Raw genomic sequence first — 17,074 nt, 5'->3', positions numbered from 1 at the left:
CCCACACGTCGTGGAGCCGCCCGCAGCCAGGTCGGGCTGCATGCGATGGAGGGGGATGCGGTCAGGGCTTTTCCGTGCGTACGCGCCGGCGAGGTCCATGTCCACCAGCTCAATCAGCGGCCCTGACCAGACCATCGACCAGGTCAGGCCGACCACGGTCACAATCCACGCACTATCCGCGGTGGTCAGGGCATGGTCAGGCCGACCATGCCCTGACCACGCCACGCCCCGTCCCGGTCGCGCAAGTTGACTGCGCAGCATCGCGCAGACCCAATGCGCAGCACGAGTCGCGCAACCAAGAAGGGTGCGCAGTGGTCATCGCTTCGTTGCGCAGCGCCGGACGGGCCTCGCTAGCGCTGAATGCGCATGATGACTGCGCAGCCTGTTGCGCACCTCTCCCCTGCGCAGATCCGAACCCTGCACTGCGCACACCAACGCCGGCCCTCCCGCGCCTGCGCATGCTGAGTTGCGCAGACACGCGGCGGTGTCCGCTCACCCGCCTCTCAACTGCCCGTGGTCAGGGCGTGGTCAGGCTGACCGCGCCCTGACCACGCCGTTTGTGTCCTCATCGTGACCGTGGTTGGCCTGACCTGGTCGATGGTCTGGTCAGGGTCTGCCGGTGTGCTCACCAGCAACATCCGTTCAGACCCAGGAGGTTGACCATGCCTCACCGAAGGCATGCCTCGCCCACAGAGGGTGCTGCCGTCATGGCGGCAGGTGCCCGCTTGGAGGCGATGCGGCGCAGGGTGCGCTTGTCGCGGGCAGCAGTGTGGACACTCATCGCAGCCGGCCCCATCGCCCTGGTCTTCGTGACCGCCTCCACCCCGACCGCACCGGTGGCCGCGCCGCAAGACCGCGCAAGCACTGCGCAGGCCGTCACGGCGCTGGCCGCCGACCCGTCCGGCTATGCGCAGGTATTCATGACCGCATGGCTGCGCAGCCGCGCCGACGACACGGCGAGTTCGCAGGCACGGCTTGCGCAATCGATGGCACCGGACGTCGAACTGCCCGACCCCGCACCGGATGCGCACTCGGCGCCGGCTTCCGTCATCCCGGTGCACAGTGCACGCACTGGCGCGGGCGCCTGGTCGGTGACGGTGGCTGCGCAGTACGCGGAGGGCACCGTGCGCTACTTCGCCGTGCCGGTGACCACCAACACCGCGGGCACCTCGTTCGCGGTGACCGCCGCCCCGGCTGTGGTCGCCGGCCCCGGCCGGGCCGAGCCGTCCGAATCTCCGTACACCCTCCCCGTCCCCGACGGTGAACTGAGCAGCACCGTGGGCGAGTTCTTCGCCGCGTATCTAACGGGTGCCGGTGAGGTCGACCGCTATCTGGCTCCCGGTGTGCATCTCACCGCGGTCTCGCCCGCCCCGTTCTCGGCGGTCACGGTGCGGCAGATCTCCGCGATCGAAGAGGCCGCGGCCGGAAATACGGTTCCGGGTGACGGCACCCGGGTGCGCATCCAGGCGACAGCCACGGCCCAGGACACCAGCGGGCGGTGGCCGCTGGTCTACGAGCTCACCCTCACGGCTCGCTCCGGGCGGTGGGAAGTCGCCGCGCTCACCTCCGCGACGGGTCAGGGCGGAGGTGACCGCATATGAACACGGACACGAGTGTGCTGGCGGGAAAGCTGGACGATGTCGGTGAAGCGTGGATCAACATGTTCCACCGCTGGGGCGACCTCGGCCTGCAGGCGGGCCTGACCTGCCTGGTCTTCATCACCATGGTCCAGAAGGTCAGCGTGCGCGCCGGGATCGGCGCCCTGCTGCTGATGATCGTGGCGCTGGGGTTGTACAACTCGCGCGAGGACCTGGCGAACATGTTCGAGGACGAGGTGAAAAACCCCGCCCAGGGCGCACCCGCCATCCCCGGCATCCTCTCCCCGCCACCCACCGCACGGGAGCACACGCCCTCGGAAGGGAGCATGCTGTGAGCGCGGCGGGCGCGGTGAGCGCGGCGGGCGCGGTGAGCGCGCCTCGGGTGGGCCGCTACTACACCGCGGCTCGGCGTCACCCCTGGGTGCTGGGCAAGGTCGCCGACTGGAAGATTCCCCTCGGCCCCTACACACCGGCGCAGCTGGCGGTCGCTGTCGGCGGCGGCTTCGTGCTGTTCAAGACCGTCCACTGGTGGTCGTGGCTGGGCCCGCTACCGGTGGTGACCTGGCTCCTGGCCGTCTGGGCGGTACGCCGTCAGAAAATCCGCGGCCGAGCCCCGCTGCCTGCCGCGCTCGGTCTCGTGCTGCTGGGCTGCCAGCCCCGCGGCGGGCGCATCAGCGGGCGCGCCGCCCGCGACCGCCAACCCCGCACCCTCACCGCGGGCTTCACCATCGAGGGCGCGCGCGGACCGCGGCCTACCTCGCACCGGGCCCCGTCCCGCACCGCCCGGCGACGCACCACTACGGCCTCGAGGCCCGCGCCGGGCCCGGCCCGTGCTGCCCGATCCTCCACGCGCCACCCCCGGCACACCGCTGGAGGCAGGCCGGTGGTGGGCCCGGCGTCGAGTGTGCAACAGCTCCTGCTCGCGACCGACGCGACGGTCGGGGGTGCGTGATGAGGGTGCCGATCCGGCACATCGCCGGGCACCTGCTGTGGTCGGTGCAGGGAAGCGTGTGGGCGATCTACCGCCTGCATCCCGGCCCTGACGGCCCCGACACCGGCGGGCAGGTCGAGGAGAGAGTGCAGGGCACGTATGTGCCCGCCGCGGTCCGCGACGAACAGCTCGCCAAAATCACCCACTTGGTGCGCTCGCTGTCCGGGGCACCGCGCCTGTTCGGGCTGTGCGCGCAGGTCGATCCCGGTGAGATCGCCCTGAAGATGATCGAGGGCATCGAGCCCGCCGCACAGGAACCCGGTACCGCATCGCATCCGTGGGTGGAGAACGTCGAGGCCGCACTGGAGTTGCTGGACGAGCAGGAGATGCACCGGCGCACGCTGTGGCTGGCCGTACCGCTCACGACCGAGTCCCGCGGCCATCAACTGTCCGCCCAGGTGGGTGCGGTGTGGTCGGAGTTCGCGCCGCTGCTCGGCCTGCGGGCGGCACCCGTTTCCCTGCGGGAGGTGAACGCCTACCGCGAGCAGGCCGCCAAGGTCCAGGCGGCGCTCACCGGCGGCATCACGTTCCGCCCGGCCCGGCCGGTGGAGATCGTGTGGATGATCCAGCACGCCCTACACCGCGGCCTGCCCGAACCCCTGCTGGCGGAGGCCGAGAGCAGCAACCTGTTCGACAGCACACTCCACCACGGGGTGCTGCGTTCCCCCAGCTACGCCAACCTCGGCCAAGTCCGCCTGCAGGAAGGCGGCATCGATGCCGGCATCGACCCCGCCGACGGCCGTCAAGGCAGCGAGCGGGTCGCGCCGTCGGGGCGCGCGGCGTGGTGGCGGCAGGCGGGCTCGCCGCTGGCGCGGCGTTGGCTGCAGGTGGAATCCGACACCGGTACCGCCTACCAGGCGCAGCTGGTGCTGGCCGAGTGTCCGCCTGCCGTCAGCCAGAGCGCGGCGGATTTGTTCGCACAGCTGGAGAGTCTGGATTTTCCCGTCGACTACACCATCGACCTCACCCTGGTGGGCGCGGAGAAGGCGCGCGCGCAGGTGCAGCGCAAGAAGAACGAACTCATCGACCAGGCCGACCAGTACGACGCCCGCCCCACCGGCATGCCCGCCTCGTTGGCCGAAGCCGCCCGTGATCTGGGCGAGCTGGATGCGCGGCTGTCGCGCACCGGGGTGGAGGTGGAGGTCCAGTCGGTGACCGTGCTGACGGTGTGGGGGCCGACCGCAGCCGTCTGCGATGCCCGCGCCCGCGCTCTTGGCGCGCTGCTGGCCGGCGCCGACTACCGCGCCGTGCGCCCGACGGGCCTGCAGGAAACCCTGTTCACGTTGGGCCTGCCCGGCACCGTGCGCCCAGGCACGGTACGGGAGTTCACCCAGCACCAGGTTTCCGAGGACTGGGCGCTGTCCGGCGCCTTCACCTCGGCGGAGGTGGGTGATCCCAACGGCATGTTCCTCGGCATCGACCTGGACTGCGGCACCACCCGCCCCGTCATGATCAACGTGGCGGACGCGCCGAAGGTCGACGCCTCCGCCTCGATGGGCATCGTCGGCGATCTCGGCGCCGGCAAGAGCGTGCTGCAGAAACTAATCGCGGAGGCGGTGTGGGCGCGCGGCGGCTGCGCCATCTGCATCGACCGCACCCCAGTGCGCGAATGGGCCACCTTCGCCCGCGCCGCCGCCGGCAACCGGGTGCAGATCATCGATGCCGCCCGCGCCGCTGTGTCCATCGACCCGCTGCGCATGTTCGACGGCCCCGAGGGCCGCCACTACGCCCTGTCCTACCTCACCCTGCAGCTGGGCATCGGACCCATGAGCACCCACGGCGAAGTCCTCCACCACGCCGTCGAACAAGCCGCCACCAGTGACACACCGTCCATGCGGCGGGTGGTGGAAGCCCTGGAGCAGATGGCCCAGGGGCAGCCGGGACGGCGCCAGGACGCGGCCGCCACCCTCGCCGGGCTCCTGCACGTGGTCGCCGACAACCCGCTCGCGGCGATGGTCTTCGATGCCGCCCTGCCCCCGGTGCGGCTAGATGCCTCCAGCGCCTGCGACATGATCGTGATCACGACGGCCGGGCTGAAGCTGCCACCCAAGGCAGCCTTCGCCCACCCCGAGATCCTCCACCAGCAGCCCCTGGAAGCTCTGATCGGCCGCGCGGTGCTGTATCTGATCGCCGCGCTCGCCCGGCAGAACGCCTTCGAAGATCCTGGCCGGTTCACCGCCGTCGTCCTGGACGAGCTGTACTGGCTGACCTCCTCGGCCGAGGGCACCGCCCTCGTGCACGAGATCCTCCACGACGGCCGCAAACACGGCGCCGGACTCATCGCCGGCTCCCACGACGCCGACGAACTCGGCCCCGACCGCGGCCTGATGGCCTACCGGGCCCTCGCGCGGACCACCGACCGTGAACGCGCCCGCCGCGGCCTGGAATTCGTCGGCCTCGACCCCAACGACACCGAACTGCTGCGGCTGGTGACCACCGGCCTGTCCCCGGTCGGCCACAAGGGCCGGGCAGGCGAGTTCCTCCTCACCTGCCCGCGGCAGAACACCGGCCGCATCAAGGCGATCATCCCGCGCATCGCGCGGATCGCCTCCTCCATCACCACCACACCAGGCCCCCGCACGCCCCCACCCGCACCGGCCACCGCCGACACCGGTGGCGCGATAGGCGTGGCCTTGTCCAAGGAGCACACGGCATGAGCATGCGTCCTTTCCCGTCTGCGCCGCGCTCGCCGTTTGTCTCCCGCGCCCGGCGCCTGGCCGCCGCGGCCGCCGTCATCGGCGTGCTGTCCGTCCTGGCTGTCCTCCTGACCCTGCTCATCACCGCGGGCCGGCCCGAGCCCTGGTGGCCGCGGGACAACTTCACCTCCCCCACCCATGCTTCCCCCGTTCCCGCGCCGCGGCGCGAGGAATGTGATCTGAGCGCGGGCCCGGCCCGCACCTACTGCGAGCACGACACCCACACCACCCCCCTCTCGCCCCGTCCGCTCACACCCAGCGGACACGACGCGGCGCGGGCCATATGGCGGCTGGTGCCGATCGGCTCAACCCTGACCGCGCTGATCATCTGGCGCCGGTGCCGGGCGCATGCGCGAGGTGACTGCTGAATGGCCCGCCTTGCCCATCCCCTGCTCCGCCCGGCCGTCACGGTCGTGGGCCTCGCCTGCGTCTTCGTCGTCGTCAACACCCAGGTCGTGTACGCGGCCGGCAGCGACGGCGGCACCGGTGATCTGCTGTCCCCGCTCAACATCACCTCCAGCGAGGGCATCCCGATCGACGGCTACGAACTCGGCGCCCAGGGCGGCTCGATCTTCAGTTTCCAGTCGCAGTCCCTGGCGTTCGCCCTGTCCGGGCTGTTCACCGTGATCCGGCTGCTGGTCGGCCTGGCCGGGTGGGCGATCGAACTCGCCTTCCGCTTCCCCCTGCTGGCCCTGCTCATCAAGCCTGCGCAGCGGGTCGCCGACGCCTACAACACCGTCGTCGTCGAGCGCCTCGGGCTGAAGGGGCTGCTGCTGGCGTGGGCGTTCATCTTCGCCGCCTTCATGATCGTGCGGGGGCGCATCGGCCGCGGACTGGGCGAAATCTTCCTCACCCTGGCCATCGCCGCCCTCGCCGCATCCGCCTTCGTCCGCCCCGACTACCTGCTCACCCCAAACGGTCCGCTCGGACAGACGCAGCAGGTGGCCGCCGAGGTCGCCAAGGAGAGCGTCAACTCCTACGACTGGGGCGGAAAGCTCGCCAGCCTCAGCCCGTGCGATCGGATGGCCGGCCAGCAGGAAGCCAAGTGCCTGCAGGAGGAGGCCGCGGCGCCTGTCGCGGCCACCGAGGTGGCCCGACCGCTGCAGGACTCGATCACCAACGCGCTGATCGTCAAGCCGTACATGCTGCTGGAGTACGGGCGCATCCTCGACCCCGCCAAACCTGCTGACCGCAAGGCCTATGCCGTCCACCTGAAATGGATCACCGGCGGCTACAAAGCGGGCAGCGGCCCGGTCAGTGAGGAACGCAAGGACTACTGCAGCAAGATCAAAGGGCCCGCCAAGCAGTACTGCGAACGCGATGCCACCGGCGCCGAGCAGGACATCCCCGAGGGTGCCGATGATGTCGGGCTCGCGCCGGGCCAGTCGCTGACCGACATCGACTCTGCCGCCTTCAGCAACGAGGCACGGCAGTTTGCCGCCTTCCTTAACGATCTGAAGAACTCCGGCGAGGTGGGCAAGGCGTGCGCCGCCTACGCCGAAAAGCCCACCTGGTGGCGGGTGGGAGGGGCGTTCCTGCTGCTTGTTGCGGCGTTCTTCATCTGCGGCATGCTGCTGTCCAGCGCGATCGTGCTGCTGGGTACCCAGGGCATTGGCGCCGCGGCCGCGGCCGGCGGCGCGATGACGTTCATCGCGGCCATGCTGCCCGGCCCGCCCCGCCAGTCGGTGTGGAAGTGGCTGTCAATCTGGGGCATCGCCATCCTCGCTATGGTCGGCATCTGTGCCTTCGTGCCGTTCTTCGGTATCGCCGTGGACGCCACCATCACCAACGGCCCTGACCTGATGGTCGAACGCATTCTCCTCATCGATGTCCTGGCCATCGCCGGGGCGGCCGGGCACCGCCGCCTGCTCACCTCGATCAGCTCGTTCGGGCGGCGCATGGCCATGCGGATGCGCTACGCCAAGATCGGCGGCACCCATATGCCGGGCGACACCTCCGAATTGGGTGCGGCCCTGGCTATGAACTCCCCTGCTGCGCTGGGCGGTTACGGCGGCGGGCTGCGCGCGTTCACAGGCGGCGGGGGCAGGTTCGGGATGCTGGGCACCCGCCAGCGGCTGATGGGCGCGCTGTCCTCTGTGTTCGATGGGACGGGCATGCCCGTGGACACCGGCCGCATCCTCGCCGACGCCACCGCTGAAGCCGGGCGCGGGTTGGCCCCGCTCACCGCGGCGGCCGCCGCAGGCGGACTGGGCACCCGGATCGGCTGGGGCGGGGCGCGGCTGGGGACACGGGGCGCGTACTGGCTGCTGATCGGCCGCCGCCCGGACCGGGACAAGCTCGCCAAGTGGCAAAAACCCACCGCCGACGGCGACCCGCACGGCGGCGGCCCGTACGGCGGCGGTACAGGTGCCGGTGGTGGGGGGCCGCGGCGGCCGGGAGGGCCACCAGACCGCTACCGCAACGACGACGGACAGGTCGTCGACCGGCGCACCGGGCAGGTGCTGCACGACCAGCACCGTGACCGCACGCTGCTGTCCACCCGCGCCCACAACCGGCTCGTGCGCTACCGCGGTTACCGCATCCTGCACCGCGGCGGCCGGATGCTGTACGGGGCCACCCTCGGGCTGCCCGCCAACGCCCGCCGCGCCGGGCAGAGCGGCTCGCGCTACTCCCAGGACGCCCGTCAGCAACTCCAGGTGTGGGGCAACACCGGCCGCGAGGACGGGCGCGCCTGGGGCGATGGGGACCGGCACACCGCGCAGCTCATGCGCGAGCACCTCGACGACCGCGGCGGCACGGGCCCCTTCCCCAACAACCGCCGCCTGCCCTCCCCCACGACAGCCGACACAGCTGGCACTCGAACGGCCCGCTCGTCGCCCCCGCAGCCTTCCGGCAGCACGGTGACGGCAGAAGCCGTCCCGCTCACTCGGGAAGAGGCCCGACGCTGGGCCGAAGGCCTCGGGCCGTCCGGGGCAGCCGGCCAGCCTCCTGCGGAACGGCCCGTGCCGGGGCCGCCCCAGCCCTCGGTCCGGCCAGCGGCCGGGCGTGGGCACCGAGACGGCTGGCCGCCTGCTGGTGGCGCGTCGAGCCCTCCGGCACCGTCACCCGACCCGGCAGCCCCGCCGCCTGCGCCGCCTCGGGCGCGTCCCGGCCACGCTTCCGGTCCCTCGATGCAGCCCGATACCACGGGGCCCGCGTCGCGAGAGCAGGCGCGGGAGATGATCCAGCGGATCATGCGGCGCAACGAAGAACGAGCCCGCCGCGAGGGGGAAGGCGGTGAGCCGCAGTGAGGCCCCGCCGACGCCGCTTAGGACGCTGGGCATGCCTGGTGGCGCTGTTGCTGTCCGCGGCCGTCTGCTGCGCCGCACCCATCTCCAGCGCGATCAGCGCCTCCACCGCCCTGCAAGCCGGCGCCGATAGCCAGGAGACCGTTGCCGACGGCGGCAGCACGGCGGACATCCCGCCCCGGATGCTCACCGCGTACAAGAAGGCCATGCAGCAGCTCGGCCGGCACGTGCCGAAATGCCGGGGCATGCGGTGGCCGATCCTCGCCGCAATCGCCAAGGTCGAGTCCAACCACGCCACCGGCCACACCATCACCGCGAGCGGCGACATCCGCCCCCGCATTTACGGGGTCCTCCTCAACGGGGCCGGAGCCGGCGGCAACACCACCTCCTTCCCGGACACCGACGGGGGCCGCTGGGACGGCACCGCCCTCGGGGAGCGTGCGGTGGGCCCCTTCCAGTTCTTGCCCTCCACCTGGAACACCGTCGGCGCGGACGCGAACGGCGACCAGGTGGCTGATCCGCACAACGCCGACGACGCCGCACTCGGTGCTGCGATCTACGTCTGCGGCAACGGCCGAAACCTAACCCACCCCGCCCAACTGAAGGCGGCGATCTACCAGTACAACCAGTCCACCGCATACGTCGCCGACGTGCTCAGGTGGATCGACCAATACACGGCGGCCGCCAACAACCCCGGCATGGACGGCGTTTCGGGGACCGTCCACACCGTCATCGAGGCTGCACTCTCCCAGCGGGGCGTGCCCTACTCCTGGGGCGGCGGCAGCATCCAGGGCCCCTCCTACGGGATCTGCTGCTCACCCAGCGGCAAGAGCGGTGCCAGCATCAAGGGCTTCGACTGCTCAGGCCTGACCCTGTACGCATACGCTCGGGCGGGCATCCGCCTGCCGCGCACCGCCGCCGCACAGGCCGCAATCGGCCGGCGCATCCCCGCCGGTCTCGGCACCGGCGCCCTCCAGCCTGGTGATCTCGTCTTCTACGCCCATTCCCCGGGCCGCGATTCGACGATCTATCACGTCGGTCTCTACTTGGGCCACGGGCAGATGATCAACGCTGCCCGGCCCGGCACCGTCGTCCGCGTCGACTCAGTCACAGCCATGTCTGGCTACGCGGGAGGTGCCCGCCTGCTGTGACCGCCACCCCGCATGAAGTTCCGCAACAAAGAGACAGAGGTGTCCAGGTGATGGGTCGTGATGGTGTCAATCCCCGGCCGGACGCGCTGCCGTGGCCTGCCCGGCGGGCAAAGCCGCCTCGCGCGGCACAGGTTTTCGTCACGGCGCTCCGCACTTCACCGCGCTGCCGGCCACCCGGACCGGGCCTGGTAGCGGCCGAATCCTTCTCGCGCATCCGAAACGTGTTCCCCGCCTGCATCGCTGGTGTCGAGCACACTCCTGGCCACCGGTGGCATTGCCCCGCTGGCGGCGGACGCACAGCAGCCGCTCCCGTCGTTGCCGGAGTCTCCACCCGCATCGATGGAAGTGCCGCCCGCACCCGCAGCCACGGATGCATCCGGGACCGGGACAGCTCTATCCGCTGCCGGCCTGCCAGCTGTGGCCGCGCGTCCGTCGGCGGTGACGGTTTCGCCTGCCGCCAGCCCGTCTGCCACCGCGAACCCCGCCACCACGCGCACAGCGGTGCCTGCGACGCGCACCGCGTCGGGTCTGGTACCGCACGGCGAGGGACTGGTCGGCGACCGGCCCATCAGGCGCGCGGGAGGACACCTGGCCCGCCGATTACCCGGCCGCCCAGGAAGGAGAGCTGCTCGCCTCCGTCCGCACTTGCTGCGGGCGGACGCCACCCGGATCGTCCGCACCCGGCGGCACACGGTCTTCCCCGGCACCTCCCCAGAGCGCGCGATAGGGCGACTGAGGTGGGCGGGCATCGTCCTGCGCATCAGTGGCTGGCACGTCACCCGCACCCACACGAAGGGAGCACCCGAATGGGCCCAGCAATAACCGCGCACCCGGCCGACCCCGCCCGTTGGTCAACGGCTGCGGCCAGCCGGGCACATGGCCTGCTCACTGGCGTGATCGACGCCGCCGGCTGGCTGTTCCAGCACTGGTGGGTGCCGGTGCTGGCCATCGCCGGTCTTTGGGCCGCAGCCGAATGGCTCATCCGCCGGCTCGCCGCACGCGCGTCCGCAGAACGCATGGCTCTGGAACTCGTCCCCACCCTCCACTTCGACCCCTCTCTGGAGGAGATCTTCCGCCGCGGCGTCCAGCTCGCCCGTGCCTCCACGTCCATGCCGTGGTGGGTACCGCGGCGGGCCAAGGCTGTGCAGATCCGGCTGCGCGCCGACGGCAGCACCCCCCTGCGTTACCGCGTCGAGGGGCCGGCCGGCGGACAACGGCTGCTGTCCATCACCCCGTTCGGACCGGCCGTCACCGTCCAGCGAGCCCGCCCCATCCACGACACCCCGCGCACGCACACGGTGCGGGCGGAGTTCGTCTTGCGCGGCACCCCCACCGCAACCTTGCGGGAGGTGCCGCTGGACCCGGACCCGCTCCAGCCGCTCATCGACGCGGTCTCGGACCTGCGCGGCGAGCTCGGCGACCTCGCGGAGCTGCGCCTCGACCTCCAGCGCGCTCCCAAATGGGCCTTGCGCGCCCGCCGCGCCCAGCTGATGGGTGCTGCCCGCCGTACCGAGCACCGTGAAGCGCAACGGGCCGCACGCTGGCTGCGCCACGACACCGCAGGCCTCGAAGACTCCCTCACCGCCCAACTCCGCCAGCTCATCACCGGCCGCGACACCGGACCGGGCCGGCGGCTGGTGATGCCGCCCTTGCCGCGGCGGGTGGATCGGGAGGAGGCGTTGGGCAAACTCGCCGCCGACGATCACCTCGTACGCGTGCAGCTGCTGGTGATGTGCGCCTCCAATACCCAAGGGCGCGCCCAGGCGCGCCTCGCCCAACTCCAGGCCGCACTCGATGTCTTCGGAGGCCGTTCACGGTGGTCGATGCGCGGGCTGCGACTGGGCCCCTGGCGTCTGGGCGCCGATCACTGGCCCACCCGCCGCGGCTTCGAACGGCGCTGGAATCTGGGCCTGTGCCGGCCGCCCCGGGCGAACTGGGTACGCCTGGAAGAACTCGTCGGACTGCTCAAACCTCCGACCGTCCACTGCCGCCTGCCGCTGCTCTCTACAGAGCTGCCCACCTTCCGCTTCGGCGACCCCGCACTGCTCCTGCAAGGCATCTACCAACACCCCGACGGACGCCGCCGCCTGGTCGCCACCCACACCGCAGAAACCTTGTTCGAGTGCGCGGTCGGCAAAGCCGGCGGCGGCAAGACCGAACGCGCCCTCGCCCAGGCCATCGCCTACGCCCACGCCGGCGGCGCGCTGATGTTCCTCGACCCGCACCGCGACTCCTGGCCCCGCGCCGCGCCCTTCCTCGCCCATCCCCACCTGATGGGGCGGATCGCGCTGATCGACCTCAACACCACCGGCCCGCAGCCGCAGCTCAGTTCGTGGAACCCGCTGGCCCTGCAGCACGGCCAGGCCCCCCACGAAGTGGTGGAGGCAGTCGCGGACGCCTTCGCCACCGTCCTGGGCTGGGACGATGCCACCGCGCCCCGCGCGCTGACCATCCTGACCGCCGCCCTCACCGTCCTGACGGCCATCAACCAGAGCGCCTGCCAGGCCGGCCGGCTGGAGGACCAGGCCACCCTCTTCCAGATCCGGCCCCTGCTCACCGACCCCGACTTCCGCGCCGCGGCCCTGGCCGCCACCACCGGCCGTCTCGACGCGGACACCCGCTCGTGGTGGCAGACCGTGTTCCCCCACCTGCCGCAGGACGCCTTCGCCGTCGTCCTCAACCCCCTCGCCCGGCTCGCCGCCCACCCCATAACCCGCGCCTTCCTCGGCCAGCCCGCCGGCGTCTACAACAGCCGTGCCGCCATGGACAACGGCCTCATCGTATGGATCTGCCCGGCCGGGACCGGGCCCACCGACCGACTGCTGACCGCGCTGATCGCCCGCGACCTGCTGCGCGCCGTCCGCTCCCGCCGGGACATCCCCGAACACCAACGCCGGCCGTTCCGGCTGTACTTCGACGAGCTGATCACCCTGACTGGGGCCGCCCCGGAGACCATCGCCGCCATGTTCGAGGACTTCCGCAAATACCACGTCAGCGTCCACGGCATGACCCAACTCCTGGCCCGCCTGCCCGCCCCGGTGCGGCAGTCACTGACCCAAAACGCCTCCACCCTGTCCACTACCACCGGTTCCACCACAGCCATCGCCCCCATCACCGCTGAATGGGGCGATACCCCCAGCCCGACCGAAGTCGCCGCCCTCGACCGCTACCAGCACTACACCTCCCTGACCGTCAACGGACGCCGCATCGGACCCGTCCGTCTCACCGGCTGCCACCTCGACGACGTCTTCGCCGAGCAAGCCCGCCCCCACCAGGTTCCCGCCCTCAACGCCGCCGCCCACACCACCGCCCGCACCCAGCCCCTGAACCGCCTCACCGCTACCGCCGCCGCCCAACAAGCCCGCGTCCAGGCCTTCCTCACCCACCTCACCACCGCCACAACCCCCACACGCCTGACCAAAGACAACCGGGGATACCAATGACCCACCCCCAACCACTCCCGAGGCGACGACCGGCGCCGCCCCTGCTCCCCGGGGCAGCACGCCGCGCATGGCCTCCTCTTCACCAGTCGCCGCCTCGCGGCTGTCTGCACCGTGAACTCCCCCTCGGCACAGCGGTGCTGGATAAACGTCGAGGCTCTCGGCCCGCTCACCGACAGGCCGACTCAGCAGACCTGAGCCACCGCACGGCAGTGCCGTGGAGCACCAGCGACCCTTGCTGCCGCGGCTGCGGTGCTTGTCACCAGGGCGAGCGGCACCGGCATAGGGGGCCATGACGGTAGCCGCCGTGATGGCCGTGGCGGGGCTGTCGAATGTCGCAGGTTTGTAACGCACCCCAAATCACTTGAACTTTGCGTAAGCGAATTATAGATTCGCTCCTGTCACTCGCCGCGCAACTCGCACCCCGCTTGCCATAGACCGCACTTGAGGGAGCATCACATGCACCGAGTCACACACATCGTTCGCAGTCAGGAACGTCTCGTCGAGAGCACCGGCGACGCCGCGGGCCCGGATCAGTGGCCGCCGGCCACCCAGGCCGTCACCCGCATCGGCCGCGCCTACGTCATCGAAGGCCTCACCGACTTCGACCCCGACGACCTCCAACTGGTCCGCGCCCGCTTCCCCCACCGCCACGTCACCCTCGACGGCGACACCATCACCGTCTGGCCCGCACCCCTGCCCACCCAGCCGTGACCGCACCGCCGCACAGCCGGCCCGCCCCCGGCCGCCGCCCCCTCGACCGAACGCCCTCTCCAACCGAAAGGACAGCGTTCCCATGACCAGCCTGGGCAGCACCAGGTTCACCCGGCGCCTGTTAGCCATGACGATCACAGCGGGCCTCATTCTCACCACGACCAACTGCGCCGGCTCACCACCCTCACCTCAACCCGACCCCACCGACTCCGCCCCCACGCCCGCCGCCCGAACCAGCAGCACACCGCGCACCCAGACAGGCCGTGCGGCGACGGTACTGGCCGAACTCGACGGGCCGGCCGGCCTCACGCTGATACTCACCGCGGCCGACCGCGACCAGACCGGCTATCTCACCCTGCGCGGCATCCTGCGCAATACCTCCAACGTCCTGATCACCGTGCCCGCCCAGCTACGCGGCACCGAAGACGACATCGTCAGAACCAGCCCCTCCCTGGCCGGCGCCACCCTCATCGACTTCACCCACCACAAGCGCTACTACGTGCTGCGCGACACCGACGGCAACCCCCTGACCACCATCGGCCTCACCCGCCTCAAACCCCACCAGAAGGCCGAGGTGTTCATGCAGTTCCCCGCCCCACCCGCCACCACCGACCACGTCGGCTTCCAGATGCCCCTGTTCGACACCACCACCATCACCATCACCGGATAAGGCACACCGGCATGCCCTCCATCCGCGCACACCGCACCGCCCTCCGCCTGCCCCAGGCGCTCGCCCTCGCGCTGATCCTCGTCCTGGTGTCAGCCAACGCCGTCGGTGGAAGTAAAGGCCTCACGCGTACAGCAGCCACCGCCCACGAGAACAGTTCATCTGACGCCCCCTCGCCGACCCCCTCCTTGGCCCTGCGCCCGGGCGCCCGCCTCGCACCCGAGCGCGTCCTGGACTTCTCCTCCACCCCGCTCGCCTTGAACTACGTCATCACCGGCCAGGACGCCCCACCTCCCGGCCACGGCACAGCCGGGCCGCCGGCCTCCCGCACACCGGACCACCACAGCGCCGAACAGCCCGGCACCGCCTCCGCCCACCCATCTGCGGGCACTTCTCCCGCCAGCACGGCAACGGCAACGGCAACGGCCGCGCCATCCAGCGCCTCCTCCAGCACGCAATCGTCGGCCCCGTCCGACGAGGGCAACACGCTGCCCCTCTACACCCTGCTCGGCGCCGCCGCACTGGCCACAACCGCACTCACCGCCGTTCTCGTCCTGCGCAGAACACGACGGCACCCGAAGGCGGGCCGCGACAGGAGCCTGGAGACCGACACGGACACGGCGGCGTCCGGCGACGCGGCGGGGGAAACGAACAGGCCCGACGGCGTCTTGCTCCTGGATGCCGCCCTGCGCACCATGGCCCACCACAACGCCCAACTCCCGAAGCCGGCAGAGTTGCCCGCGGTATCCGGAGCCCTCATCGGCACCGCCACCGTGCAGGTCCTGCACGAAGATCCCACCAGCGCCGCACCCGCGCCCTTCACGGCCGGCGCCGATGGCGTGTGGGTGCTGCCGGACGACGCCGACCTCCTGGACGCGGACACCGCGGCCCAAGTCCCCACCCCCTACCCCGCCCTGGTCACCCTCGGCACCACCAGCGACGGCGAACTGCTCCTGCTCAACCTCGCCGCGCTGCCCGCCCTGCTCCTGGACGGCGAACCCGCACACATCAGCGAGGTCTGCACCGCACTGGCCCTCGAACTCACCACCAGCCCGTGGTCCGATGGCCTCGAACTCATCACCGTGGGCTGCGCCGACGGCCTCGACCACCTGCTGCCCACCCCGGCCCTCACCCCCCTGCCCGACGGCCAACACGCCGTACGGGAAGCGACAGAACGGCTCCTGGAAGCACACCAGTCAACCGACGCGGGCCAGCAGCCGCTGGTGGTGCTGAGCGCCGACCCTCTCACCGCGAGCACCGCCTGGCACTTCGCCGACCTCACCACCACCCCCGCCACTCGCCCCCTCACCCTCATCGCACCCGCCCACACCACCGCACCCCACTTCCCTGACGCGCCCGTCCTCGACACGGCCGACAACCGGGCGCAGTACCTTGAACACCTGGACACGTGGGTCACCCTGCAACGCCTCACCCCAACCGCCTACCTGCAGATCACCCACGCGCTCAGCGACGCGGCAGCATGCCCGCCCCGCACGCACCGCTCGGGGCCAGACACCCTGCCCGGCGCCGTGAACGATGCCGAACGCGAGCCTGGCCAGCACCAGCACAACCCCGGCATTCCACCAGCCAGCGCGTCTTCGGAGACCCGTTCGCCAGCCGCGCCGGCGACTCTCGAGGATGGCAGCGGCAACGGTGCTGTCTTTCCCGCGCTCCTGAGCGCCGTGCGCCCGACAACGACCGATCCCGTATCTCCGGCAGGGGCGACATCGGGAGATGCGCCCCCGGCCCACGGCGTCACACATCACATGGCTGGCGGCAGCGTCGCGCCACCGGAGGCAAACGCACGCTCGCATCGTGAGGCAAGCGCGCCGCAGATCCGGGTTCTGGGGCCGGTCGAGGTCGACGGCGTTGACGCCGGCGGGCACGGCCCCCGCATCGCCCAGCTCGCCGCCCTGATCTATTTCAAACCCGGACGCACCGCCGACGCCCTCTGCACCGACATGGACCCCGCCCATCCCTGGTCCGCCACCACTCTCAACGCCCGCATGCACGGCCTGCGGGCCGCCCTCGGCGACGACCCCACCGGTCGGCCCTATGTCCCCCGCCGCAGAAGCGGCGACGACCCCTACCACCTCGCACCCACCGTCACCTGCGACTGGACCCGCTTCCAACACCTCACCCAGCATCTGCTTGCGCACACAAGCGCCGGACTCATCGACGTCGAGCGACTCGAGCAGGCACTCGCGCTGGTCCGCGGTACGCCCTTCGACGGCAAACCCCTGCCCTGGGCCGAACCCCTGCAGCAGGAAATGACCACCGCCATCACACAAGTGGCACACACCATCGCCACCCACCGCATGAGCCCCGGCCCGCACCACGACCTCGACCAGGCCCGGCACGCCATCGCCCGCGGCATCGACATCGACGAGACCGCCGAAGTCCTCTACCGAGACTGGATCCTGGTCGAGCACGCCGCAGGCAACCGCCACGGCGTCCACACCGCCATCAGCCGCGCCCAGCACATCAACCACACCCTCGGTAGCCCGCTGGAGGAAGAAACCCAACGGCTCATCACTCAACTCCTGGGCCACGCCCGCCACACCTAGGC

At 71.1% G+C, this 17,074-nt stretch carries 11 protein-coding genes; all 11 read left to right on the top strand.

Annotation, left to right across the window (positions count from 1 at the left end):
* Positions 1-746 precede the first annotated feature (746 nt).
* The 11 genes from EJC51_RS46490 (at position 747) to EJC51_RS46440 (ending at position 17,072) form a co-directional block, all read left to right on the top strand.
* Complete coding sequence (locus tag EJC51_RS46490; protein ID WP_341870740.1) at positions 747-1,601, top strand: conjugal transfer protein; 855 nt, start codon at positions 747-749, stop codon at positions 1,599-1,601.
* Positions 1,598-1,933, top strand: a complete 336-nt coding sequence (locus EJC51_RS46485; protein ID WP_126276635.1) for a hypothetical protein — start codon at positions 1,598-1,600, stop codon at positions 1,931-1,933. The genes EJC51_RS46490 and EJC51_RS46485 overlap by 4 nt, the downstream gene beginning before the upstream one ends.
* Positions 1,930-2,550, top strand: a complete 621-nt coding sequence (locus EJC51_RS46480) for a hypothetical protein (protein WP_244363298.1) — start codon at positions 1,930-1,932, stop codon at positions 2,548-2,550. The genes EJC51_RS46485 and EJC51_RS46480 overlap by 4 nt, the downstream gene beginning before the upstream one ends.
* On the top strand, positions 2,550-5,246 hold the full coding sequence (locus EJC51_RS46475) for an ATP-binding protein (protein ID WP_126276634.1): 2,697 nt from the start codon (positions 2,550-2,552) through the stop codon (positions 5,244-5,246). Before EJC51_RS46480 ends, EJC51_RS46475 begins: the two co-directional genes overlap by 1 nt.
* Positions 5,243-5,653 (top strand): hypothetical protein, encoded by a 411-nt coding sequence (locus EJC51_RS46470; protein ID WP_126276633.1) that lies wholly within the window; start codon positions 5,243-5,245, stop codon positions 5,651-5,653. The genes EJC51_RS46475 and EJC51_RS46470 overlap by 4 nt, the downstream gene beginning before the upstream one ends.
* Entirely contained in the window at positions 5,654-8,536 is a 2,883-nt protein-coding gene (locus tag EJC51_RS46465) for a hypothetical protein (protein WP_244363296.1), read from the top strand.
* Positions 8,537-8,574: 38 nt separating this feature from the next.
* Positions 8,575-9,684: a C40 family peptidase gene (locus tag EJC51_RS46460; protein WP_244363294.1), complete on the top strand. Its 1,110-nt coding sequence runs from the start codon at positions 8,575-8,577 to the stop codon at positions 9,682-9,684.
* 806 nt (positions 9,685-10,490) lie between these two features.
* Positions 10,491-13,127, top strand: coding sequence for an ATP/GTP-binding protein (locus EJC51_RS46455; protein ID WP_425276833.1), 2,637 nt, complete (start codon positions 10,491-10,493; stop codon positions 13,125-13,127).
* Between the two features lie 456 nt (positions 13,128-13,583).
* Positions 13,584-13,838 (top strand): hypothetical protein, encoded by a 255-nt coding sequence (locus EJC51_RS46450; RefSeq protein WP_126276631.1) that lies wholly within the window; start codon positions 13,584-13,586, stop codon positions 13,836-13,838.
* Between the two features lie 127 nt (positions 13,839-13,965).
* A complete protein-coding gene (locus EJC51_RS46445; RefSeq protein ID WP_244363290.1) occupies positions 13,966-14,508 on the top strand; it encodes a hypothetical protein in 543 nt (180 codons plus the stop codon).
* Between the two features lie 11 nt (positions 14,509-14,519).
* Positions 14,520-17,072: an AfsR/SARP family transcriptional regulator gene (locus EJC51_RS46440; RefSeq protein WP_126276629.1), complete on the top strand. Its 2,553-nt coding sequence runs from the start codon at positions 14,520-14,522 to the stop codon at positions 17,070-17,072.
* Positions 17,073-17,074 lie beyond the last annotated feature (2 nt).

It is taken from the genome of Streptomyces aquilus, from assembly GCF_003955715.1.
Taxonomy (GTDB): Bacteria; Actinomycetota; Actinomycetes; order Streptomycetales; family Streptomycetaceae; genus Streptomyces; species Streptomyces aquilus.
This window is presented reverse-complemented; position numbering and strand designations above follow the sequence as displayed.